This is a genomic window from Flavobacterium hydrophilum (genome assembly GCF_003202405.1).
Classification (GTDB): domain Bacteria; phylum Bacteroidota; class Bacteroidia; order Flavobacteriales; family Flavobacteriaceae; genus Flavobacterium; species Flavobacterium hydrophilum.
This window is the reverse complement of the sequence record NZ_QJHL01000004.1, coordinates 59,197-84,999: the sequence shown is the minus strand read 5'-3', so window position 1 is coordinate 84,999 and position 25,803 is coordinate 59,197. Positions and strand designations below refer to the sequence as shown.

General features: G+C 38.8%; 13 protein-coding genes. All 13 read right to left on the bottom strand.

What is annotated here, in order from left to right:
* Window positions 1-128: 128 nt before the first annotated feature.
* The 13 genes from DMB68_RS15810 to DMB68_RS15750 all read right to left on the bottom strand — a co-directional run bounded on the left by DMB68_RS15810 (window position 129) and on the right by DMB68_RS15750 (window position 25,703).
* Window positions 129-2,879, bottom strand: a complete 2,751-nt coding sequence (locus DMB68_RS15810) for a glycoside hydrolase family 78 protein (protein ID WP_110347639.1) — start codon at window positions 2,877-2,879, stop codon at window positions 129-131.
* A 112-nt stretch (window positions 2,880-2,991) separates the two neighbouring features.
* Window positions 2,992-4,560, bottom strand: coding sequence for an MGH1-like glycoside hydrolase domain-containing protein (locus DMB68_RS15805; RefSeq protein WP_110347638.1), 1,569 nt, complete (start codon window positions 4,558-4,560; stop codon window positions 2,992-2,994).
* Between the two features lie 239 nt (window positions 4,561-4,799).
* Window positions 4,800-7,271 (bottom strand): glycoside hydrolase family 95 protein, encoded by a 2,472-nt coding sequence (locus tag DMB68_RS15800; protein ID WP_110347637.1) that lies wholly within the window; start codon window positions 7,269-7,271, stop codon window positions 4,800-4,802.
* Window positions 7,272-7,476: 205 nt separating this feature from the next.
* Window positions 7,477-8,904 carry an acetylxylan esterase gene (locus DMB68_RS15795; RefSeq protein WP_231131661.1) on the bottom strand — a complete coding sequence of 476 codons (1,428 nt, stop codon included), beginning with the start codon at window positions 8,902-8,904 and terminating at the stop codon, window positions 7,477-7,479.
* Between the two features lie 9 nt (window positions 8,905-8,913).
* The gene (locus DMB68_RS15790) at window positions 8,914-11,667 is read right to left on the bottom strand and encodes a glycoside hydrolase family 78 protein (RefSeq protein WP_110347636.1); all 2,754 of its coding nucleotides are present in this window, start codon (window positions 11,665-11,667) and stop codon (window positions 8,914-8,916) included.
* A 94-nt stretch (window positions 11,668-11,761) separates the two neighbouring features.
* Window positions 11,762-13,636, bottom strand: coding sequence for a sialidase family protein (locus DMB68_RS15785; protein ID WP_110347635.1), 1,875 nt, complete (start codon window positions 13,634-13,636; stop codon window positions 11,762-11,764).
* Window positions 13,637-13,694: 58 nt separating this feature from the next.
* Window positions 13,695-14,612, bottom strand: a complete 918-nt coding sequence (locus tag DMB68_RS15780; protein ID WP_110348035.1) for a glycoside hydrolase family 43 protein — start codon at window positions 14,610-14,612, stop codon at window positions 13,695-13,697.
* Between the two features lie 425 nt (window positions 14,613-15,037).
* The gene (locus tag DMB68_RS15775; RefSeq protein ID WP_110347634.1) at window positions 15,038-16,612 is read right to left on the bottom strand and encodes a glycoside hydrolase family 28 protein; all 1,575 of its coding nucleotides are present in this window, start codon (window positions 16,610-16,612) and stop codon (window positions 15,038-15,040) included.
* A gap of 33 nt (window positions 16,613-16,645) precedes the next feature.
* Window positions 16,646-18,052: a glycoside hydrolase family 140 protein gene (locus tag DMB68_RS15770; RefSeq protein ID WP_110347633.1), complete on the bottom strand. Its 1,407-nt coding sequence runs from the start codon at window positions 18,050-18,052 to the stop codon at window positions 16,646-16,648.
* 109 nt (window positions 18,053-18,161) lie between these two features.
* Complete coding sequence (locus DMB68_RS15765) at window positions 18,162-21,314, bottom strand: DUF6298 domain-containing protein (RefSeq protein ID WP_110347632.1); 3,153 nt, start codon at window positions 21,312-21,314, stop codon at window positions 18,162-18,164.
* Between the two features lie 87 nt (window positions 21,315-21,401).
* Window positions 21,402-23,102: a polysaccharide lyase gene (locus DMB68_RS15760; protein WP_110347631.1), complete on the bottom strand. Its 1,701-nt coding sequence runs from the start codon at window positions 23,100-23,102 to the stop codon at window positions 21,402-21,404.
* A 102-nt stretch (window positions 23,103-23,204) separates the two neighbouring features.
* Window positions 23,205-23,876: a DUF3826 domain-containing protein gene (locus DMB68_RS15755; protein WP_165830152.1), complete on the bottom strand. Its 672-nt coding sequence runs from the start codon at window positions 23,874-23,876 to the stop codon at window positions 23,205-23,207.
* A 117-nt stretch (window positions 23,877-23,993) separates the two neighbouring features.
* Window positions 23,994-25,703: a pectate lyase family protein gene (locus DMB68_RS15750; RefSeq protein ID WP_110347630.1), complete on the bottom strand. Its 1,710-nt coding sequence runs from the start codon at window positions 25,701-25,703 to the stop codon at window positions 23,994-23,996.
* Window positions 25,704-25,803 lie beyond the last annotated feature (100 nt).

The window sequence follows — 25,803 nt, the reverse complement described above, 5'->3', positions numbered from 1 at the left end:
TTTTAAAATATTATATCGTTTATTTTCAATGCATTATATAAATATCCGAATGCAAAAACTTATTAAGTGTAAAAATAACACTAAAAAAACAGCCAAGTAACCTGTACCGTCCTGTTTTAATGGGCATTTTACTTCACATTCAAAACATACGAACCCGATTCTAAAGTCAGGACAATGTTGTTCTTTTCGGTTTTATAAGAAGAAGAAAATTGAGCCAGTTTTTGCTTATTTACCGTTACTGATGAAGCATTCTCTGTTGGCAAATACACCACAGCCGATGAATTGGCCGGAATGGTAATTTTCCATTCTAAAGTGTTTTTGGTTTTCTTCCAGTCGCTTTTAATCAGTCCGTAAATAGATTCGTAAGACGCGTTTACAAAAGTCAGTCCCGCATTGAAATCAGGCTTCATAATGATTTGTTTGAAACCCGGAGTTTCAGGATTACTCTTGATTCCCGCCATATTTTCGTAATACCAAATCAGTAAATCACCCAAAAGCATTACGTGATTTTGTGAATTCATAGTTGGGTCAGCGGTGTTTCCGTTCCATAATTCCCAAATGGTGGTGGCTCCGTTTTCAACCATATATCCCCAACTTGGATAGGTTTTGTTGGAAGCCAGTTTATAGGCCAAATCTCCTCTTCCAAAGTTCGTCAGCGTACGCATCAAAAATTGCGTTCCGATTACACCTGTACTGATATGGCCGTTTTTAGTTACCTCAACTTCGTGTACCATATTTTGGAAAACCTTGTCAATTAAGTTTTCAGGAACCAGACCGAAAGCCAGAGGCAATACGTTTGCCGTTACCGTATTATTGGCGTAGTAATTTTTCTCCGTATTTAAAAATTTGGCGTTGAATGCTTTTTTGATTCTTGTTGTCAAATCATCATAATGTGCAATATCAGCATCTGCATTTGCGATTACGGCAAACTTTTTCATAATAGTCAAAAGCTGATAATAAAACGCACTCGACAACAATTGTCCATCCGTCAAACGCGCAGGGTCTTTGGAACGAATCAATTCTAGTGATTCCGGCGGAACGCACCAATCACCGTATTTGTCCTTGTCCATTAAATCATTTTGCAAATAATTTTCTTCCATATACACCATCCATTTTTTCATAGACGGATATTGTTTTTTAATCACTTCTGCATCACCAAATTGTTGGTACAGCATATCGCCCACTGTGATATACGTTCCCGGCCAGGTCACATTATCGCCATAATAACGCCAAAAAGCCGGTGCCACATCTGGCAATCCACCATCCTGAGTTTGTGAATATTTAATATCATCCAGCCATTTGGCATACAAAGTCTGGTTGTCGAATAAGAAACTTTCACCATAAGCTCCTGTTGTTCTATCCCCCAACCACGGCTGACGCTCATTTCGCTGTGGACAGTCGATTGGCATTCCTTTGTAATTTCCACTGATTCCCCACCAGGCATTTTTAAAAATATGGTTCATCGTCGCATCTGAAGATTCGAAAGTTCCGGTGGTTTTGATATCATCATACACCACTTTTCCAACGAAATTATCCAAAGTTGGTTTAGTCGGAAAACCTGAAATTTCTACAAATCGAAATCCGTGAAATATAAAACGGGGTTCCCAAATTTCTTCGCCTTCGCCTTTCAAAGTGTAAACATCAGTAGTTTTGGCATCACGCAAATTGGCAATGTACAGCGAACCATCAGCCTGCAAAGATTCGGCAAATTTCATCGTGATTTGGTCACCGCTTTTCCCTTTTACTTTCAGTTGCAGCCAACCCACCATATTCTGACCCATATCCAAAATATATGTTCCTTTGGCAGTCGCTTTTATGGAAATTGGTTTTACGTCGCCCATTATTTTCATATTCGGCATCATCTGTGCTTCATAAAAACCACCCGGTTCCTGAACGTATCTTGCATTTACCCAATTTTTATCATCAAAACTGGTCGTAGCCCAGCCTTTCATTTCCTTACGGGCATCGTATTCTTCGCCGTCGTATTCGTTGTTGGACAAAATTGGCCCGTCAGTAGTTAATTTCCAGGTGTCGTCTGTTCGGATGATGTCTTTGCTTCCATCGGTATATTCGACAAATAACTGCAACGCCATTTTCGGGAAACCAAATGACTTGATTTTATACGGTTTGTAATCCTGACGCATCGCAAAAAAACGTCCATTTCCTAAAATTGTTCCCAGCATATTTTTGCCTTCTTTCAATTGCGAAGTCACATCAAAAACATTGTATTTTACGTTTTTGGTATAATCTGTCGGAACGGGTGCCAAAACCTGATCACCAATTTTATTTCCGTTAATGTACAGCTCGTATAAGCCCATTCCCATTATGTACACTTTGGCAGATTTGACTTGTTTTTTCAGATTGATTTCTTTTCGCAAATAACGCGCAGACAATCTGGAATACTGAGAAACGCTATCATCTTTCGATAATTTTTCATAGCCAATCCAGCGGGTCGATTTCCAGTCGGCATAGGTTAAAATCCCGATGCTAAAATGGGCATTTTCCGTCGATTTGATTTCGCCTTTATTCGTAAAAACAGTTACTTTCCAAAACGCATTTTGTCGGTCTCCCAGCTTTTTTCCGTTGTAAATTATATTGACAGATTTGTTGCTTGTTACTTTTCCGCTATCCCATAAATCAGCTTTGTCCGCATTCAGATTTTCCAAAGTAGAAGCGACCATAATTTGATAGGCGGTTTGCTTTACATCATTCACATCCGACTTTATCTGCCAGCTCAAACGAGGCTGAACCACATCAATTCCTTCCGGATTGTTCAGCATTTCGCATTGCAGATTGGTTACACTGATTTTGTTTTGGGCTTGCGCCGAAAATGTAAAAAGTGTAATAATTAATGTAACATGTAAAAAAAACTTTTTCATTTTATTTTTATTTTTTGTTCTCGCAGATTTTGCAGATTCGGCAGATTATCTTTTTTACTCAAAATAAATCCGCTATATCTGCCAAATCTGCGAGAAAAATTTTAATACAAAGTTACTCAGAAACTAATTTCTCCAATTTTTCTGAAACCGCAATTTCCTTTCCATTTTTAAAAATCCTAAAACCTTTTCCTTTCTTATATTTCTCCCCAGTTTTATCCCAAAGAATCGTGATAATATTCCCGTGATATAACACATTATCCAGACAAAACCAATCCCATTTTTCCTGTGGAATCAACGGATTTACTTCAATTTTTTCATCTGCTCTCGGGCGTAAACCAACCAGTCCCGTAATCATCAAATCGTTAAAAGTCGAATGGTTGTAATAACGACTTCTTTCTTTGTCGCCCATCAGCCAATAACCGGTTGTTTCGTCCAGATATTCTCCAATATAAGGTTTACCTCTGTAATATTGCGACTGCACATACAAATCCATTTGTTTGAAATAATCCGTTTTAGCAACTAAAGTTTGATTGTAATTATTCAAAACATTCGCCAAAGCAGTCAAAGTCTGTGAACTCGCGAAAGGCCAAATTGCTCCGTCCCATTCACAGGTTCCGGTTCCGTGAGTTCTAAAACGCGGACTTCTGCGTTCTGCCGTTGTCAAACCAAAAGGCGCCGAAAACCCTTTTTCATCCTTAATCTGTTCCCAGGCTTTTTCAAAACCTTTGTCTTTTTGTGGCAGATTAAAATACCACGGAATAAATCCAATCGCCTCTCTTACCTGAGCCAGCGTATCTTTTTCGGTAAACGTTTCAAAGAATTCACTTTTCGGATTCCATAATTTCGTTTCCACCAATTGTTGCAAAACATCGGCTTTGGCTTTAAATTTTGCCTCCACTTCTTTGTCGCCTTTCATCAATGCCATTTTCGAAATCGCCACGGCATTTCCATACATATAACTGTTAATCGTTGGCCTTGCATTTTGTACTTTTCTTCCGCCACTCAACGATTCTTCCATTCCGTCCTTTACATCGTGTTGCCAAAACAAGCCATCTTTACGCTGACGGTCTTTTTCCCAAACCGCATAATCCGCAACCATATCCGGGTACATATCCAATAAGAATTTTTCATCCTTATTCACCAAATAACGATTGTACAAAGCATCAGCTGTCCAACTACTGAATTTATACAATTTGTTCATCGGTTTTCCTTCATTGCCACGGTACCAAATTTTGACATCCTGTTCAATATACTGCGGATCGTGAACCCAGCGAAATTCATTGATGTGATGCCCCACTGCACAAGCAATCAAATTGTATTTATCGGCATACGAACGATCTACTAAAAACTCCGTAATTCCGAAACCAAGTGGCGTTTTCTTGATGTGTTTTCGAGCCGTCCACCAACGATAATAATAGATTTCCTCAAAATTCTGCTGTGGACATTCAAACAACGGAACATTCTTTTCCATCCACGCCCACGCACTGTCATTCGGAATCGCAAATTTCAAATTCTCATCTTCCATCGTGTTGAAATAATCCACATAATGCTTAAAATTATCGGCTTTCAAAACAACAGAAGTTCCTTTCTTAGAATGCCCCGCAACCGATTTACAACCGCTGTTCAAAGCCGAAATCAGAATGACAATCGCCATTATTTTGTATTTAAAATGGTGTAACATATTCAAATTATTTTATTTATTTGGGCGTGACCCTCCGTAAAAAACTTCGGGTCGTGCTGTACGTTCCCGCTTTTTTTTGGTCGGCAAAAAAAGCCTCTCAAAAAAAGAGCTCCACTGCCATCACTCACGCGGACACAATCATATTTCTTCTCCTGCAAGGTCTTTTTTGACCTTGTAGGTATTCAACTCTAACACATACCTACAAGGTTTTGAAAACCTTGCAGGACGATACCGTTTAATCAATTCGCAGAAAAACTATACATCTGCCCAGCTTTCATCTCCACATCATATTCATTATACTTCGGCAATTTGACTTTAGGCAATTTTGCTTCTTTAGCAATAATTGGTTTCTTTACTTCCACATCATAAAACAACGGATTTGGATTTTTACCTTTTGCTTTTTTAAGTGCAATTCCTTTATCTGCTTTCAAGGTGTTTTCTAATTTCAATCGGCAGTTTCCTCCTAATTTTGAGTACACTTTCAAAGTCGAAACCTTATTGTTTTTCCAGGTCATATCAATTACAAATCCGCCTCGGGTTACCAAACCTTTGATGCTTCCATCTTTCCAGACTGTTGGTAAAGCAGGCAATAAATGAATCGCATCTTCCTGACTCTGCATCAGCATTTCGGCGATTCCGGCAGTGCATCCAAAGTTACCATCAATCTGAAACGGCTGGTGTGCATCAAGCATATTTGGGTAAGTTCCACCGCCTTTTCTTTGGTCAGCGGTTACCAAATGCAATTGATCCTGAATCAGTTTGTAAGCGTGATTTCCGTCTAACAATCGTGCCCATAAATTCACTTTCCAGCCCATTGACCAACCAGTCGATTCGTCAGTTCTGTAAATCAGGGATTGTTTGGCACCTTCAAATAATTCCGGTGTTTTGATTGGCGAAATCTGATTACTAGGAAACAAGCCATACAAATGAGAAACGTGTCGGTGGTTGTCTTTCGGGTTGTCCCAATCGTCCTGCCATTCCTGCAACTGACTGTGTTTTCCGATTTTCATTGGAGGCATTTTTGCCAAAGCATCACTTAATTTTTTCGTATAATTTTCATCTGGAGCCACCAGTTTCGAAGCTTTAATCACATTCGAAAATAAATCAAAAACCAACTGATTATCCATCGTAGTTCCCGATGCAATAGTCGATTTTCCGGTTCCTCCTGCGTGTGTGTTTTCAGGAGAACTTGACGGAACAACAACCAAATATCCCGTGTTTGGATCCATAACCATAAAATCCAAAAAGAAATCTGCAGAGCCTTTAATTATCGGATATATTTCTTTTAAATAATTGATATCTCCCGTGTACAAATAACGTTCCCACAAATCCTGCGAAACCCAGGCACCGCCCGTAGGCCACATTCCGGAAGTTGCCGAATCTACCGGAGCGGTTACACGCCAGATATCGGTGTTGTGGTGCAATACCCAGCCGTTAGCGTTATACATTGTTTTGGCTGTTACTGCTCCCGTAACGCTCAATTCTTTTGCCATTTGGATAAAAGGCTCGTGCATTTCGGTAAGATTGGTAACTTCTGCCGGCCAATAATTCATCTCGGCATTGATGTTTGTTGTGTATTTACTGTCCCAAGGCGGAGTTACCATATCATTCCATATTCCCTGTAAATTGGCTGGCTGTCCGCCTGGCTGTGAACTCGAAATCAATAAATAACGCCCGAATTGGAAATACAGACTCGCCAATTGCGGATCAAATTGATTTTTGAAATCACGGATTCTTTCATTCGTTGGTTTTTTGATGGCGTCGTTTGAACCTAAATCCAAAGCAACCCTGTTGAAGAACTTTTGATAATAAGCGACGTGCGCTTTTTTTATAGTTTCAAAATCTTTCGAAATAGCTTTCTCTAAATACGATTTGCTTTTCGCTATTTCGTCTTCGGTGATGTCCTGATAGTTTTTGAAATTGGTCGCTATCGAAATGTAAAGTGTTACCTCATCAGCTTTGTTGATGATTAGAATTCCGTTGCTTGCCGAAACTTCTCCGCCTTTATTTTTGGCTTCGATTCGTCCCTGAAATTTTACTTTTCCTTTTACGTTTTCGAAATTAGTTCCAACTCCCGAAAGTATAATTTGATTTCCTTCTGTCGAAGGAACCGTTTTGTCAATCGGGCTGTTCATAAAAACATTCGCCGTAATCTGTCCCGGCTGACTTGCCGATAATTTGACTACAATCACCTGATCTGAAAAGGAGGTCAATATTTCTCTGGTAAATTCTACTCCGTTTACCGTGTATTTTACTTTTGCCGTAGCATTTTCGATATCCAAATCGCGGTAATAATTCGTGTATTTTTGATGTCCGGGAAACGAAATATAAGCGCTTCCAAAAGTCTGGTATGGCATTCCGTCATTGGTTTGCGACATAATATCCTGAGTCGCCAAAGCCTGTGCTTCATCAAATTTTCCTTCGAAAACGAGTTGTCTTACTTTTGGTAAAGCCTCGATTGATTTGGTATGCGCGTTGCTGTTTGGCGAACCTGCCCAAATGGTTTCTTCGTTCAATTGCAAACGTTCCACAGCGGGATCTCCAAAAACCATTGCACCCAAACGGCCGTTACCCAAAGGCAGAGCTTCGTTCCAGATGGTGGCGGGTTTGTCGTACCAGAGTTTAAGGTTGGTATTGTTTTGCGCTGTTGTGTTTTGTAAAACAAATAACGAAACTCCTAGAAAAGCAATTATTTTATTTTTAAACTTCATATTTTATACTTTTTGGGCAAATGCCCTAATTATTTTTTAACCACAAATTGCACCAATTATCACAAATTTTTCAAGTTACGAGAGTGCGTGAGGGATAGAAGCTGGCTACCGAAGTAGCGCGGATAGCCCGACCCGATTTGAAAAAGGGGGCGAATAAGCGGTTTCGAGAGTTGCCCCCTTTTTCAAATTGGGTCACGCCCAAATACTATTTCTTCACCTCATAAGTTTTCAGATTTTTTTCTCCGAACATTTCATATAATTTGTCGATGTCTTTTAATGCGTTTTTCGGCAGATTTTCGGCTTTGTTGCCAAAAACATATAATTTGTCATAAGGTTCAATCACACAAGTCGATTCGTCAATTTCTCCTTTTTCATTTTGTACTTTCTTTAAGTCCAGAGCTAAATATTTCGCCATAAACGGGTATAGCGCCATACGTTTTGAAACGCCGAAATCGTGACCTTCCTTAGCAAAATGGGCATTTTCTACGAGATTTTTTTTGCCGTACAACTCGTAAGTTCTTTGGATAAAAGGAAATTCCAGTTCAGGAACTGCAAGTGTCCAGTCTTTTCCGTCGGAAACGATTAATTGTGGTTTTGGCGCCATCATTGCCGAAATTTCGGCATTATTGGTTCCGTTTCCGCAAAGGTGGATTCCGCGACCGCTCTCGCACGGACATCCTCCCGAAAAATGCGAAGAAACCATTACTACCGGAGCAGAAACTGTGATTCGATCGTCCAAAGCGGACAGAAACATCGTGTGTGAACCTCCTCCTGAACCGCCTGTAACGCCAACTCGCGAAACATCGGCATTTTTTATAGTGGCCAGATAATCCAATAAACGAATTCCGCTTAAAACCTGAACGGTTGAGGCAATACTATTTCTGTGGGTTTCTTCAGGAAATTGAAGCAATGATTCACCCCAGGCAAACAAATCGTAACTCACAACAATCGCACCCATTTTGGCCATTATGGCGCAACGGTACTGTTCGTCTTTTCTATATCTTCCGTCGCCAAAATGTCCGTCGGGCGTTAAGATAATCGGTGATTTTTTGTTTAAAGGATACGGTTTGTAAATCGATCCCGTGGTGTAAACACCCGGAAGAATTTCCAAAGCGATATTCTCGACGCTGTAATCTTTATAAACTCTTTTTGGGGTTAAAAGTGGTTTAGACTTTGGTGTTGGGGGCGCCTTGTCTAAACCAAATGACGTGTTCATACAAGCTTTTAACTCCTTTTTGCGTTTTTCCCAGTCGGCAACATTGGAATATAAAGTCGTTAAATAATCCAAACGCTCTTTTCCTTTATCGACTGAAACTTTGTGGTTTTCATATTTTCGGATTTGGTATTTTCCGTCCGGCTGTTTGAAATAAGTCAGTTCAAAAGGAACTAAAACATTCGCCAGAGAAACTTCCAGATTGCCTTGTTCAATTCGCCAATCGGCGTAATCGAGTTCTTTTCCTTTTAGTAAACCTCTGTCGTCGATTACGGTGATTTTGAAAATGGTTGCGATATTTTTGATGGTTTCTGAAACTGGTTTTCTGAAATTCGTATCGGATGTGCATTGCGCGTTTGCATGCGTCAATCCAAAGATTGAAACCAATAAAGCAAACAGTATGTTTTTAATTGTAGTCATTTTTAAATCTTATAATTTGCATTCAATTGTATATTTTCCTGAACCTAATTTCAAATTTTTAATCGGTTTTCCATTCACTTTTATTTCAGAACCTTTCGTCGAAACCGGCAATTTTATTGTCGCTGATGTATTGGAAGGAATTTCGACTTTCAGGATTAATTTTCCATCTTTCTTTTCCCATGCTGAAGCAATTTTCCCATAAATAGATTGGTACGTTGCTTTTACAAAAGTCATATCACCCACAATTTCCGGCTGAATGAAGAAATGTTTGAATCCCGGATTTTTTTCATCAGGCACAATTCCGGCTAAACTTTGATAGAACCATTCTTCGATTTGTCCCATCATAAAGTGATTCCACGAATTTCCTTTACGCGGATCCCATTGTTCGGTCAGCGTCGTCAGGCCAAATTTAATCTGAAAACCATAACCCGGTGCATCGTAATGGTTGTTCATTTTGTACATCAATTCATTTTCGCCGTTTCGTGCCAATGCCTGAAATAAATAACGGTTCCCAACATCGCCTGTCGTTAATCGGTCGCCTTTAGCTTTGATATCAGCCAATAAATTCTGCATTACGGCTTGTTTATATTCCGGTTCTACGATATCCATAAAAATTGGAACGGCGTTGCTAAACTGACTGCTGGTTCCATATTGTTTGGTTTCGGGATTGAAAAACTCCTTGTTGAAAGCGTTTTTGATATCCAAAGTCAGCTTTTCATACTTCGCTATATCTTCTGTTTTGTTCAATAATTTCGATGCTTTTGCAACCAAACTCGCTCCATAAAAATAATGAGAAGTGGCCGAAAGCGCAATCGGACTGTTTTTGGAATAACCTGCTGCGTGTGTTCCGTAATCGTACCAGTCGCCTAAACCGTGGGAAACGATATGGTTCGTAGCTTTTGTCCCTAAATAATCGACATACTTTTTCATTACCGGATAATATTTCTCGATTAATGAAGCATCGCCATAATATTCATAATACATCCACGGCAGAATTACACCTGTAACTCCCCATTCCGGTGAATCAGTAAAGTCGCCTCCAAAAACTACATATTCGGGAACGATGGTCGGAATTAATCCGTTGTCACGTTGCGAATCTTCAATGTTCTGCATCGTTGCCGGAATAAAACTTTCGAGATTGTAATTGAATAATAATCCCGGTCCGTTTAAGTGAATTTCTTCGAGCCAGCCTAATTTTTCGCGTTGCGGACAATCGGTAAAAACACTTTGGAAATTACTTTTTATAGCGTTGTTAATCAGTAAATGTGTTTTATTGAAAATATCATTTGAAGATTCGAAAGTCCCTGCTTCTCCTGCCGAATTGTAAATGAAATTTGATTTTAAATCTAACAAAGTCGGAAGATTTTCGTCCTTCATTTTCTTGTAATTGATGTTTTCAATCTGAACGTACTGATAACCGTAAAAACTGAATTTGGGTTGCCATTCTTCAATGCCTTCTCCTTTTAAGGTATAATCGTAATAATACGGTTTTCCGGTTTTTCCCTGACTTACCGTTCCGTCTTCGTTTAGACTCTCGCCTACCCAAATACGAACGGTTTGCCCTTTTTTTCCTTTGACTTTTATGGTTGTAAATCCGGATAGATTTTGCCCCATATTGAAAATGTAAAAGTTAGGTTTCAGTTCTTTTGCTTCTTTTACATCATAACGTTTCTGGACCGTAACTGGTGTTGTTGTCTGCGCTCTCAAAACTCCTTTAGGCGCTTCCTGAACGATTACTTTTTTCCAGGTCGAATCATTAAAATCTTTATTATTCCAGCCCTTTTGTTCCAGATTAGCGTTGTAATCTTCGCCCCCAAAAATACTATTGTAAGTAATCGGACTTTTGCTGTATTTCCAGCTTTCATCCGATTTTATGATGTCTTCTGAACCGTCTTTGTAAATCACTTTCATTTTGAAAAATAAAGTCGGAGGGCCAAAACTTACATAAAATTTCGAATAGCGTTCGGCAAGCGTATTGTACATTCCGTTGCCTAACAAAACACCAATTACGTTTTCTCCGTTTTGAAGTTCTTTTGCAGTCAGTTCGTAGGTATTGAAATTAACGGTTTTATCGTAGTCTGTCCACAATGGTGCGAATTCACTGTTGCCGATTTTCTTTCCGTTAATCGTCAGTTCATAATGCCCTAAACCTGAAATGTAAACCACGGCTTCTTTTATTTCTTTTTTTACCTCGAAAGGTTTACGCAGCATAATACTTCTGCGCGACAATGAATCCGAAGCATTGATCAGAGCGTCTTTTTTCTGTCTGTTAAAAGTTGCTGTGTGATAATTTCTACCTTCCGGCAAATGGCTGTCGGCTTTTGTAATAGCTCCAATCCAGACTGGATTCAAATCTGATGCTAAAGGTGACATTCTAAACGAAGCTGTTTTGCTCCAATTGGATGCCTTGCCCTTTTGATTCCACACTTTTACTTTCCAAAAATATTTGGTTTCGCTTTTTAGCGGAGTTCCGCTGTAAGTAATTTGAAGATTTTTCTCTGAATTTACTCTTCCGCTGTTCCAGATATCGCCGTTGTCCATTTTTAGATTTTCTTCCGAAGAGGAAACCAAAATCTGATAACCTATTTGTGAGGCATAAAATTCTTTTGAAACCAACTGCCAGCTTAATCTTGGCTGATTTTGAATTACTGCCAATGGATTTTCGGTCATTTCGCAGGTCAAATGTTCAGCAGAAATTTGTCCATTCGAAATGAACGATATCAGAAGACAAAAGAGGAATACTATGTTTTTTAAATTCTTCACGCTTTATTTTTTTTTACCACAAATTTTTACAAATTATTCTTTTTCTTTCAGTTAAAAGATTTGCGAGAATTTGTGCAATTTGCGGTTGTATATTTTATAGTTTCTTCGTTACCAACGACTGAATATTAAATACTGCTTCCGGGATTAATTTTCCTGTATCCGGTAAATCGGTGAAATCCGGTGTATCGGGTTCGGTGTCTGCATTTGGTGTGTAACGCTGATCACCTGTGCGGAACATAATACGTGAAATTCCATCAACCGGTGCATAGAAAATTTTGTTGGTTTCTTTGCCGTCATTCACTTTTACAGTATACGAACGAGAAGTCACATCCAGTTTAACTGTAATTGTATAGTCTTTTCCTGCTTCGTATTTACCAATTCCGCCATGACGGGCTCCGTGTTTTACTTTTATTTCTCCATCCGAATCGAAAACGATGCGAATTGCAGGCAATCCTTGTTTGTTTTGGAATTCCACCTGCAATAATCCGTGGTTATTTTGTTCCGGTTTTACGGTAAATGTCGCTTCCATTTTTTGTGCAAACGGAATTACACGTTCGGCACGGGAATAGTCAAAGAAGTCCTGATCTCTTAACGTCAGCCATTTTTTTCCGTCTGTTTTCTTTTCGATTTTGGTGGATGCCCAAGATAAATCGTAGGTGTTCCATAATTTTAATTCTTCTCCGTTTGGCAAATCATTGAAAAAATCATTCGCGTTTTCTTTGACTTCGCTTGTAACAGGAACGGGAACAGAAGCTACCCAAATATCTTCTTTGTTGACGCTGTAACTTACCCACAATTTTCCGTCAGGCGGAGTTCCGTTTCCTTCGAGGATTCCGCGAACGTATTGCGGTCCGGCAGATTTGTAGTTTCCTCCGTAACGCATCGGGCTTACTTCTCCGTGAACCAATAATAAATCTTTATAATTCAGTCCGTCATCACTGGTGGATATTGCCAATGGCCAGCGGTATTCTGACGGATTATAAACGGTTGCATAACGATTGTCAGAGGTTTTTTGTCCCCAGATTTTGGCATTGCTGTTCACAAATCCTGGTGCTCTCAATGGCATGTATTCCCATGTTTTTCCGTTGTCTTTACTTAAAGATGTCAAAGCAAATTTCCATAAACCGACTACGTTTCCGTTTGGCAAATGGTAATAATTGAAGGCTTTGTATTGTTTTTTTAACGGAATCAAAACATCATCTCTGTCGGCTTCTTCTACCCATTGTTGCATCAGTAAAGGTTTTGACATCAGTTCATTGCAGACTTTGATGAATTTTTTGTCTTTGCTTTTGGTATAAAATGGGAAGGTTGTTGGGATCGGGTTTCCGGTTTTATTGTATCGAATAAAATAAATTGGACCATACGTTCCGTCTTTATAAATTTCTCTAATTACACGACCAATTCCTTTTCCGTCATTCGGATCGTCCTTTTTGTCCAAAGCGACTCCATAATAACCGGTTGCCAGTAATCTGTTGTCGGATGAAACATAGAATCCCATTCGCTGGTGCATAATGGCATCGATGTTTTTGGCAACGCCTTCTACTCCTTCTTTTTTGAATCCGTCCGGAACGTGGTAAATTGGAAAAAGTACCGCTGGTTTTGTCCAGTTCACCCCATCTTTGGAAGTCATTATAAAAGTCTGGCTCGGCGGAATGTGTTCTCCCGATGGATCGCTTAAATAATGCAGGTAAAATGTATTGTTCCAATACGCCATCATCGATTGGTGATTGTACGTCCAGCCAAAACCATCTGCTTTTTCAGGATGTTCACGGCTGGCACGCATAATTTGTGTGGCGTGAACTCCAACCGCCGGACTCAATTGCCCGTGGTGGTAATCGACATTGGAAAGTGTTTTGCCTGTATATCGTATTGTGTCTTGTTGGGCTTGCGTCGAATTGACTGCGATACAGCTCAACAAAATGGTTGTTGCTGTTACGATATTGGTTTTTATGTTTTGAAATGCAATCATTTTTATTTTATTTATTTCACCAACTCAAGATTATGAACCCTGCGGTCGAGTAAATCCATTATTTCTTTTCAATTAATCCTTTTAGAAGGTCTGCGGAAATTGTTGTAATCGTTCCGTGTTTGTGTCCTTCTGGCAATTTTATTTTTGAAGAAACATCTTCGAATTTCACAAAATCTGAAGTGCTTAATGCTTTGTAATTTTTGGATCCATAGTTGTCATAATACAGCAACCAGTTTTTACCGACTTTTACAACCGTTGGACCTTCTGATAAATATTCGGTCAGGGGTTTTGATCTTTTTTCGAATGGCCCTAATGGAGATTTTCCGAAAGCTACTTCTATGTTTCGCATCGGTCTGGTGTTGTCTTTTAGAACCAAAACGTAATCCTTTTTGCCTTTTTTTACAATCACACAATCGATGACGCTGAAACCTGGATTATAGTATAATTTGGTATCCGAAAAGGTTTTGAAATCCTTTGTCGTTAAGTAATACATTCGATGATTGTTTTTCTCATCTTCAACTCCTTTTTCGAATCGGAATGGGATTGTGGATGCCCAGATAATGATGTATTCTTTTTTGACATCGTCATAAAAAATTTCGGGCGCCCACACGTTTACAACTTCGGGTTCGTGTTTCATTACGGGAATGTATTCCTGTTTTGACCAATGAATTAAATCTTTGGAACTAGCGTAGCCGAAACCATTTCCGCCTTTCCAATCGGTTGTCCAGACCATGTGATAGGTTCCGTCTGCACCTTTTGTGATGGATGGATCACGCATTATTTTGCTGGCTCCTATTTCGGGTTTTAGGAATGATCCTTCCAAACCTTTCCAGTTGTAGCCGTCTTCGCTGTAGGCTAAATACAAACCTTCGGTAGCCGGTTCTCTGAAAGAAGTGAAAAGGAAAATTTCCTTTTTTTTCTGGGAATAGCTTACTGCGAAAAGTGAAAGCGTTAGTATGATTAATATTTTTTTCATTGTTATCTTTTTATCCTGCGAGGTTTCCAAAAAACCTTGTAGGTGTTCAATATATTTTAACACATAGAAACATAGTTTTCTTTATCTAAAAAGGCGTTTCACTTTTTATGAAAACACAGAGCTATGTGGACAACTAATACCAGCATTTGGAAACCTTGCAGGATTTGGTGTTTATTTTTTCTCACCACAAATTGCACAAATTTTCACAAATTTTAATTATTAAAAAATTGGTGTATTCTATTTTTAAAACCATTTCTGAAAGGATTTGGTATTTCTTCTTAATGTCAAAAAATCCAAATGTTTCTCTTTAGCCCCGATTGCAGTGGAAATCCTTTTGTGCCGGTGTTCGGCACAAAAGATTGTAACGGAAAGCGGGACGATGTTTCCTAAAATGCCCAATGTTTCTGCTCCTGAAAATAATTACGTTATTCTGTAATTGCTTTTTTATCCAGGTCTTTTCCTTTTTTGACAACTGTGGTCACATTGTTGAAGACATTGTTTTTAAGGAAAATATTTTTCGTGTCTTTTCCATTGGCTTCGATGAAAATATCGGTGGCATTGAACGGAAAATTGTTGTTGATCAGAATGTTGGAAGCGTTATCAATTTTAATGACCGGAACGCCTTTGAGCGGTGTCGATGAACCTACGTTGTCCAGAATCAGGTTTTTGGCATCGCTGATTTTGAAAGAAGAACCCACGGTTGCGTTGACTTTTACGTCGTGAAATTCTACATCGGTCGCCGTGTTTATGGTGAAACCTTCCTTGCCGTCCATATTGATGTTGGAGAAGGTGATATTTTGGATGGGCATTTCAACAATTCCGCGAACGAATCCGGCTTTGTTGACGTTTCCGCCCGTAACGTTGCTGATGTGGATGTTTCTGAAAATCGGCGTGCGCTCGGTAACGGGCTCTACGGGATTGTCTTTGTCGTAGAAAAGATCCAAAATTATGGCTTCTTCCTTGATGTTTTTCATTACGATGTTGTCGACGCGAATGTCTTCGACCACTCCACCTCTTCCACGAGCGGCTTTGATACGGATTCCTCTGTCTGTTCCGTCGAAAACGCAGTTGGAAATCGTGATTTTTTTGATTCCGCCTGACATTTCACTTCCGATAACGACACCTCCGTGACCGCTTAACATCGTACAGTTGGTAATGGTTACATTTTCGGTTGCTTTTCCGTATTTACGGCCGTCTGCATCGCGACCCGATTTGATGGTGATACAGTCGTCACCCACACTGATATGGCAGTTCGAAATGTGTACGTTTGTACAGGACGAAGGGTTGATTCCGTCTGTGTTTGGGGAATGCGGATTGTTAATTGTAATTCCGGTTACGGTTACATTGTCGCAGAATTCAGGATTTATGGTCCAGAAAGGCGAGTTTTTGAAGGTTACGCCTTCGATTAAAATATTTTTGCAATTGTAGGCCTGGAAAAATGAAGGTCTGAAAAAGTGTTTGTCAATCGTTCTTTTGTAATATGGTTCGTAAACGATTCCTTTGTTTTGCTCGGTCCACATTTTTTGGTATTTGGTTTCCGGAATCGGGCCTTTGGCAGTTTCAATTCGGTACACTTCATTCCACCACGCTTTTCCTTGTCCGTCGATTACGCCTCTTCCTTTGATGGTGATGTTTTCGACATCTTTGGCGTAAAATAACGGCGAGAACGACTGCATCACGATGCCTTCATAACGCATTTCTACATACGGAAGGTAGTCATCGAAATTCTCTGAAAATTTTAAAAGCGCACCTGAATCCAAATGGATGGTGATGTTGCTTTTTAGTTTTAATGCTCCCGTTAAGTATTCGCCAGCTGGGAAAAAGATGGTTCCGCCTCCGTTTTTAGATGCTTTTTCGATAGCGCCTTGAATGGCTTCGGTGCATTTTATCCCTTTGTTGTTTCCCCCTTCGTTTAGGATGTTTAGCCAGCCGTCATTTGCGAAAGCTGTGTTTAATCCGGTTATGAAAAAGAATAGTATTATGATGTTTTTGATTTTCATTTTAATATTTTTTTAGGACTCAGATTCGGCTGATTATTTGTTTGACGTTAGAATTAAAACCCAGTCATTTCCGTCTTCTTTTTTGCCAGAAGGCTGAAATTCTTTTGTTCCTTTGTTTTCAAAAACTCCAATCTTTGTTTTTTTACCGTTTCTTGGGTTGAACCAGGTAGCCGTTACTTTATCTCCTGCAATTTTCCCCATATTCACAGTGATTTTTCTTCCATTATAGGTATAAATCAAAGCATAATCATTTCCTCTTATGGCTGGCAAGTAATCGTATTTCTCTCCCTGATTCGCAATTATGGACTGATCCGGAGTTCCTTCTAAAAATGGAAATTCCAACATCAGATTTTTGATGTAAATCATTTGTCCTGCTCCCGGGGCATTGATGGCATCATTCCAAAGCACTTTATTTCCGTATGCAGGATTATCTCCTTTTCGGAACATTTGCATTACGGCGTTGTGTCCGTAGGTATAACCTGCTGCTCCGGAAAATACAGACCAATATCCGTAACGTCTTACGTCGCTGTCTTTCCATAATGGCTGTAGCGTATCGTGCAATCCGTGTGGAATTCCTTCGTAAGATGGTTCTCCGTCAAGCGAAGGTTTGGTCGGTTTAAGGGCAAAATCCCTCAACATAAATTTGTAATTGTCTTCTTTGAAAGAGTTTGGTAACGTATCCTGATCGTATCTTCTGTGACCGGACTGGAACATATTGAAATCCAGCCAGCTTGCATTATGAAAATTCTCTGAAGAATCGGTCCTTCCGAAAGGGTGAAAAGTCACTAACTGATCCGGATTATTGGTTTTTAAAGTACTTCCGAGTGCGTTCCAGATGTCCTGAAATTTATCTCCGTAGGTATCGCCACCGTTCAGCCAGATTATATTGGTTCTTTTTTTATATCGATCGGCTAAAAATTTTGCATATTTTTCAACATCAGCTTTCGTTACTTTACTTTTAGCACTACTAATATTAGTTCCCCAAACCGGAACCATGGCAAGGTAGATTCCGTTTTTTTGTGCTACATCCAAAGTATAATCTACGTGGTCCCAGTAATCGTATTCGGGAGCATCATTTGGATCGTTGCCTGGTGACGTAATTTGCTGGGCCAGATTATCATTCATTAATGCCTGATCACCATACGCATTTACAGCATTCACATTATGCAAAACCATAACCTGAACGACGTTGAATCCTTTTGCTTTTCGATCCTGAAGATATTTTTCCACACCTGCCCTGTCCAGTTTTCCAAATGTCAGCCAGCCTGTATCGCCTAACCAAAAGAAAGGTTTTCCGTCTTCAGTTACAAAATAATGTTTGTTTTCGGAAACTTTAAGTTTTGGTAATGCTTTTGATTTTGCAGATTGCGAAAATCCGCTTTGTGCTGTCAACATAAAGCTTATACAAAGGGTGTATAGGTATTTATTTTTCAGGTTCATTTTATTTTTATTTTGAATTGTGTTTTTTATTTATTTTCACGCAGATTTAGCAGATAAGGCAGATTTAATTCTTAATTCTTAATTCTTAATTCTTATATATAATCTGTGGCTAACTTTTCTTCACTACGAATAAAACTTTTTCTTTAATTTCTGATTGCGGAATTACGACATGTTTTCCTCCGTTAATATTTGCTTTTTTAGCGATACTTCCATTGGAAGCATTGATTGTATATACCTCAAATGTTCCTTTTTGATTTGACAAATCGATTGAAACATCCTGATCTTTTTTCAGATAAAAAAGATATGCGTTGCCTTTATTTTCCAGTGTCCAAAGGTTGTCTGAAAAAGTAGTTCCTGTTGCAAACTTCATACCAGATAGGGCAGAATGGAAGGAAGAAAGTTCAATTTTTGGAACATTTGGCAAAGAGCCTCCCGCCATTAAAACAGCCCAGCCTAATCGTGGTGCTCCCATAGTGGAATACAACACTGCTTTTTCCGGATATTTTTCACGGTATTCACGAACGGCTCTATAAACCTGGTCATCTGTTTCTTTGCCTGTTTTGATTTTTCTGGCGTGCTGGCGTGGGGCTAAATTTACACCACCCTCCGGAGCATATGTTGTGCCGTCTTCTCTGTAATACCAATATTTGATATCGATCACATCAACTGTTTTGGCTCTTTCCACCTCATTTAAAATAGCATCCTGAACATCTTTTGTAGCACTCAAAGCTATTTTGGATTCATTTGGATGTGACTTTTCATAGTTCGCAATCACATCAATCCAGAATTGCATAAATGTTAAAGGACCTGTATATTCGGCACTTGTCATTTGCAGAACGTTAGCGTTATCCTTGAAATTTTCTATATTTTTCTCGATAAAGGCTTCATGTAATTTACGGATGTCTGCATTTTTTACATCATAGAATTGCTCTGCTAAGAAAATCCTTTTATCACCTGCATAAGGCGGAGGTTCTGGCAATCCCGTTGTATTGATATTATTCGCCGGTCGCCACGGAGAACTTGCCCAGTGTGCGCCTGCTTCTAAAATATTATGCTGAAAATAGGCTTCGTTAATTAAAATCTTATTTTTTTGAGCTCCTAATTCGGCGAAGTTTTTCAAACGGTTCCAGTACCAGGCATTGTATCTCGTTAAATCGTATTTACTTAAATGATCCCAAGCGATTCCCTGACCACTTCTGTCAAAAGGCTGTTCGTAAAACGGAGCCCAAACGTCAGGATCCATTCTTCGGATGCGTTCGTGGTCGGCCATTCGTTGTTCATACCACAATCCGTAATTATGATCAATAGCAATTTTGTTGTTTTCGACTAAATAGTTGACTGTTTCTTCCAGATTATCGGTATAACCTACACCATAATGTCCCGGAACAAATCTTGTAATGTGCGGTCTTGATTTTGAAATTTCTGATTCACGTAAACTGCCTCTCCACCACGGAACATCAACTGTTTCTCCGGTAAGTACACCTTTTGAAGTAGTCAATAATCCATTCGCTAAAGTAATTTTATCGGCATTGGAAACGATTTCAGTATTGTTTTTTACTTCCTCAATTCGTTTGACTTTAGCATAATCAATTGCAATTGGATTTCTTGTTTTTGCTTTAGCGATGAATTCTTTTAAAGTTTCATTTAATTTATAGGCTTCTGCTGTTAAAGCTTTGGCTTGCTCTAATGTCGGGCTTGAAGAAGGTTCCGTTCCCAAATCCATTATTTGGGCATCCATTGGTGATTTGCCCAGACGCTGTTCAAGCAAAGCATAAAACAAGCTTCTCGGGATGATGTGATTGTTCACGTCTTTCCAGTGTCCGTTTCCTGCCCATTGTGCCCAGACTCCAAATGCCCAGTTCTGAGCTGTTGGCGGACTGTAATTTTCTATTTTGGATGCCGAAGTTTCCCAAATTACGCTATTGGCAACATTCCAGCCTAAACCTCTTCCGTCCTGTTCTTTGTTTTTAAAACTAATGGCATTTCCGTCAATCAGCGAAACATCAAAAAGGATTCCGGTTGCCCAGCTTCCTACAGATCCGCTGAAACTGTATGGCTGATGCGATTCGCATTGCAAAAACACATTTGGTCCTGCAGTAGCATATCCACCAACCACAAAATCATTATATCCAAATTCCGAATAACAACGCTGAAATAGTGTTTGCTGACCTTCTGTATAAAAAGTATTTCTTCTATGCGCTGCAATTTCCGAGATTGGGTTTAAAGCCAGACAATCTTCAACAGTGATTCTTTTTGCCGTTTTCAAAATAGAAACTGCACCGCCTGCAAACTGTTCAAAATTGACTTGTTTTACCCAGATATCTTCAGCATTTGCTATAGAAATTCCGTGCCATCTATGTTGTTCGTCTTTTGGATTTGTAGTATCGTAATCTGATTTCAATGTCAGGTTTTCAACACCTGAATTATTGATTCTGCCTGACCAGACATAATTTACGACAGTTGATTTTGATAATTCTTCATCTAAAGCATTTGTCAAAGGTGCATCAATCGTGATTTTATTTCCCTGAACATTTGTAATTTCCCTGTCTGCACGAATAACAAAATCGTCGGCTTTCCAGCCAATCCATCCGCTTTCTCCACCAAAATCATTCATTGATAAAACGTCAATCCAATTTTTGGTGATGGGTGTGTTGATTGTAATATGATCTCCTTTTTTTAGGGAAGTTCCATTTTTTACTGATAAAACTGTTGCTCCTAATGGTGTGAAATTATCAGCTAATTCAAATTTATCTTTAAAAACGGGATTGTTGATTCCGCTGATATTGATGATGGCGCTTCTGTTGATGGAAGTTCCTAAAAGAATTGTTCCGCTATTTCCTGCACCACTTCCCCTTAGTACAATTCCGCTTTCTGCAATATTGATTACACCCGAAATTTTAAAAGTTCCCTTGTCTAAAAGTACTGTTCCTTTAAAACCATTTTTATCGGTTTTTAATTTGGCAACATAATCTATGGCTGACTGAATTGTAGCTGTAGCATCACCATCGATGTGCGGAACAAAAGCTTTAATGGCTACGTCCGGAATAGCAACTGAAGAGACTTTATAACCGGCATACGAAAAATCAGGAATCTGGTTTCCTTTTGCATCAGCGGTACGCTCCAGTTTTCCTTCTTTCGATTTTGTAATATCAGGAAATGTGTTTTGTGCGTTAGTAATATTGGCACTAAAGAAAATAACAAAACAGGATAAAACGAGTAAATCCTGTTTTGTTATGATGTTTTTTAGCTGGATAAAATTCACTTTAAATTTTATTATAGATTATTCTTTTTAAATTGACCTGACAGTTTTTTTAATGCCGTCAGGTCTTATCAAACTAACTTAAAAAAACTATTGTAATAATATTTTTGATAATGTATCTTTATTATTTTCTGTTTTTGTCCAATCTGTTTTTCCTTTTGGATCTATACCGTTAAAATATTTTTCAATATTGGTATAACCATCACCATTTGAATCTTTATTTGCATCAGCTGCATCGTTTGGATTCATGCCAAATTTCTTTTCCCAGGCATCCGGGATTCCATCATTATCCGAATCTTTATAGGCTTTTCCTTTGTATTCCGGATAACCGCCTACCTGATCAGGATGTGTTATAATCCCTTTTTTATAGGAGTCAGCAGGTAATCTTCTCTTGATAAATTCTTTTCCGATTGTATTTTCCAAACCGTCTTTCACTTCTATTTTTCCGGTGCGAACCTGTTTAACGATTCTCTCATCAACGGCATCACGTTTTGGCAAAGTTGCTCCTGCATTTTCCAACACAAAATCATAAGTCTGATCTGCCTTCATAATAGAAATTGGTGGCGTTGGAAAAGCTTTGTTTTGTTTAATTTGAGCCAAAAAATCTTTGGTTACTTCAGGTGACAAATCTTCTAATTGCACACCTCCGTTCCAGTTATCGGCTGTTACTTCAGGTGAACCCGCAATAAAGTTCCCGTCAACAAATGCTTTTCCAAATCTTTTCGGACTGATAGAACCTGATTCGGGTTTTATAATTCGGTAACGAATCGGCTGATCAGTTGGCGTAATTGGCCCCGGTTTGAAATAATTATTGATAATGTTGTATTGCGAACGATAATCACCTCCATCAAGGGTACGGTTCCACCAATTGAAAACGACATTATTCACAAAGTTAAAACTTCCGTACATTCCAACCGAGGCATTTCTCGAAATATTATCAGCCCATAAATTGCGGATAAACATACTATTTAAACCACCGATAGTACTTCCGAAAGCATGGTTGTAAGTATCCAGGCCTTCTGCTGAAATGGTATTCTGAATCGTAACATTAACGGCTGGCAGTTTTTCTAATTTTGATTTTTCATTCGCCTGAAACTGATGGCGGTATAAAGAGATATTCTCGTCTAATCCCCAGCTCATGGAACAGTGATCAATAATTACGTTTCCGATTACGTTTCCTCCCAAAGCATCGTCACGACGTGTCACTTCGGTTTCTCCACGGCGAAAACGCATGTAACGAATAATAATGTCGTGTGTGTCTAATAAAACAGATTCTCCCGCAACGCAAATTCCGTCACCCGGTGCGGTTTGTCCTGCGATAGTGATGTATGGTGCATGAACAGTAATTGGCTTTTTAAGGCGAATGATTCCCGAAACATTAAACACTACTGTACGGGCTCCAACGGCTTCGAGTGCTTCACGAAAAGTTCCTTTTCCAGTGTCTTCTAAACTTGTAACAACAAATATTTTACCGCCTCGTCCACCTGGTGTCTGAGCTCCGCCACCCATTGCACCTGGAAAAGCAGGAATATCAGCATGAACTAAATCAGTTGGTAATGCCGCCCAGGGTACATAAGGACGTCCCTGCAATTCTTCGGCTTTGATGATGTGTTCATTGGCTTTCCAAATCTGATCCAAACGCTCACTTTCAGCTTTCATCATGGCATCGGTTTTTTCCTGAATTGGTTTTGGAATATCAGGATATTGCGCATAGGCTGATGAAAAAAGAGAACAAAAGGAAGCTACCATAATTGTTCTTCTAAGAGTGATCTTTTGTAAATTGTTTTGCATAAGTGTTAATATGAAATTATTAGTTAGAATAGTTTGACACTGTTATTCGCAAAAGGTTTAACTTAAAAATGTTAAAAACACACTTATAAAGAAAAACAACAATTATTCCTTCTTTTTATTCTTTTCTTTTTCTGCAATACGTTTATTCCAGCCTTCACGCTCTTTAGTTAAATCATAGCCTTCTTTAGACAAATAATTGTTGATTCTTCCTTTGTATTTACCAAACCAGGCATGCTTTTCTTTGGATGAACCACCATCCATGGCGTGTTCTCTGGCTTCAACTAAAGCATTATAAATATATTTTTTTTGAGCTTCGTTCAAAGTAGGGATCATATCATTATAAGCGGTTACCGTAATTGGAAGTACGCCGTAAGTCATTCCGTCTTTTACTTCAGTGATTTTCGCTTCGTTTAATTGAGTTGCTAATTTTTTTAAATAGGCTTTATGCAGTTTATCAATTGACTTGTCTGCATTTGCTTTTAGCTTATCTGTTTTCTCTTTTTGTTTTTCTTTAGCTAAAGTTGTGTCGTCTTTTACCTTTTTGATTTCAGTATCTCTTGTGTCCTGAATTTTACTTAAATCACGGAATTGCTGCGCGATAATATTACTTACAGCATTTTCTTTTTCCTTATTGTTCAAAGCTAATTTTTCGACAATTTTTGAAGCTCTTTCATTGGTAACCTTGATGTATTCTGGATCTACATATTGTTGTGCGCTTAATTTGCAAAAGGCAAAAAGCAAAAACAATGCACCTAATTTCTTAATTGATGTCATTTTTAAAATTTTTAAGTTAGTCTGTTTTTATAATCTAAAATCGACTAATTAGTGATTTTATCAAATCTGCTCAATCTGCGAAAGTAATTTTTCACGCAGATTGAGCAGATTATTTTTTTAATTTAAATCTAACAAAGGTCTTACCAAAGTTTCTTTGTTGTTGGCTAAATCAGTCCAGTCTACTTTGATAGCTGGGTTTACACCGTTGATGTAATCTTCTATATTAGAATAACCGTCTCCGTTTAAATCTCCTTTTGCATCAGATGGATCTTTTGGATTCAGACCGTATTTTTTCTCCCATGCATCCGGCATACCATCTTTGTCTGTATCAACATAAGGTTTCCCTTTGTATTCAGGATATCCTCCTACTTGTGAAATATCTGTGATAATACCTTGCTTGTACGAATCCATCGGTAAACGTCTGTGCTCGAATTGGTAGAAAGTCTTTTTCTCTAAACCTTTTGCATATTCTGGAGTTCCTGTTTTTACAGTTCTTACGATTCTTTCGTCAACCTTATCTCTGATTGGCAATGTTGCACCTACATTTTTCAAAACAAATTCATAAGCATCTTCTGCTTTCATAATTGGGCGGAACCAAGGCATTGGGAAAGGTCTGTCGCTTTTCATTTTATCGAAATACGTTTTAGCTTCATCATAACCCATTAACTCTCCTTTTTTATTTTCGATCTGGATACCGCCGTCCCAGTTGTCTTTTGTTACTTTTTCGTTATTGTTCACAACGTTTCCATTAACATAGGCTCTACCAAAAACCATATATGGCAATTTGCTTCTTCCTGATTCCGGTTTCAAGATTCTGTAGCTAATTGGTTCGTTTAAATTAGTAACAGGTCCCGGTTTGTAAAAGTTATTGATAATGTTATAGTTTGCAGTGTAATCACCACCATCTGTAGATCTGTTGTACCAATTGTACACTACATTGTTTACGAAATTGAAAATACCGTTCCAACCGATTGAAGGGTTTCTACCTGCATTGCTCGCCCACATGTTTCTCATGAAAGAGCAATTTTCTCCACCTAAAGTACTTCCGAAAGCGTGGTTGTAGGTATCCAATGCTTCTCCAAATAAACTGTTTTGGATTGTGATATTTACAGTAGGTTTCTTTTCGTCAGGGTAACCTGCACCAGGACTGTACATATGTCTGTACATAGACATATTTTCGTCTAATCCCCAGGTTGCAGAAACGTGATCGATCATAATATTTCCAACAGGGTTTCCTCCGATAGAATCATCTCTACGCCCTACAAAAGTTTCACCTCTACGGAAACGCATATGTCTGATAATAACATCATGAGTATTGATCCAAATAGATTCTCCTGCTACACAAATACCGTCACCAGGAGCAGTTTGACCTGCAATAGTGATATAAGGTGCACGAATGATTAACGGCGTTTTGATTCTGATAATTCCTGATACATTGAAAACAATGATTCTGGCCCCGCCTTGCTCGCAAGCTTCACGTAAAGTTCCAGGTCCTCTGTCTTCAAGACTTGTAACGGTGTAAACATTACCGCCACGACCTCCATAAGTATACATACCTCCTCCTTCAGCTCCTGGAAAAGCAGGTATAGATGCCTGTGGTAAATCGTTTGGTCTTGATGCCCATGGAATAAAAGGCTTACCATGTTTTGCTTCTTCTTCAATAATAACTAATGCTTTTTCCCAGGCTTCATCAGAGCGCTTATCCGCTTCATCTATAAAAGCTTTTGATTGCGCAGCCATTTCAGGACTTATTTTTGGGTATTGGGCAAAACATTTAATGCTTCCTAAAAGCAAAAAAGGCAATACAAATAATGCTGAATTTTTCATGTTAATTTTAATTTGGTAATTCGGTTTAAACAAATCACCTGTATCTTTTTGACGGAATACAGGTGAAAAGTCTAATTTTAATGTTAACGTTTTATTAAGA

Coding starts and splice junctions, on each gene's coding strand:
- DMB68_RS15810 (WP_110347639.1), bottom strand. CDS start 2,879: ATGAAAAAGTTTTTTTTACATGTTACATTAATTATTACACTTTTTACA.
- DMB68_RS15805 (WP_110347638.1), bottom strand. CDS start 4,560: ATGTTACACCATTTTAAATACAAAATAATGGCGATTGTCATTCTGATT.
- DMB68_RS15800 (WP_110347637.1), bottom strand. CDS start 7,271: ATGAAGTTTAAAAATAAAATAATTGCTTTTCTAGGAGTTTCGTTATTT.
- DMB68_RS15795 (WP_231131661.1), bottom strand. CDS start 8,904: ATGACTACAATTAAAAACATACTGTTTGCTTTATTGGTTTCAATCTTT.
- DMB68_RS15785 (WP_110347635.1), bottom strand. CDS start 13,636: ATGATTGCATTTCAAAACATAAAAACCAATATCGTAACAGCAACAACC.
- DMB68_RS15780 (WP_110348035.1), bottom strand. CDS start 14,612: ATGAAAAAAATATTAATCATACTAACGCTTTCACTTTTCGCAGTAAGC.
- DMB68_RS15775 (WP_110347634.1), bottom strand. CDS start 16,612: ATGAAAATCAAAAACATCATAATACTATTCTTTTTCATAACCGGATTA.
- DMB68_RS15770 (WP_110347633.1), bottom strand. CDS start 18,052: ATGAACCTGAAAAATAAATACCTATACACCCTTTGTATAAGCTTTATG.
- DMB68_RS15760 (WP_110347631.1), bottom strand. CDS start 23,102: ATGCAAAACAATTTACAAAAGATCACTCTTAGAAGAACAATTATGGTA.
- DMB68_RS15755 (WP_165830152.1), bottom strand. CDS start 23,876: ATGACATCAATTAAGAAATTAGGTGCATTGTTTTTGCTTTTTGCCTTT.
- DMB68_RS15750 (WP_110347630.1), bottom strand. CDS start 25,703: ATGAAAAATTCAGCATTATTTGTATTGCCTTTTTTGCTTTTAGGAAGC.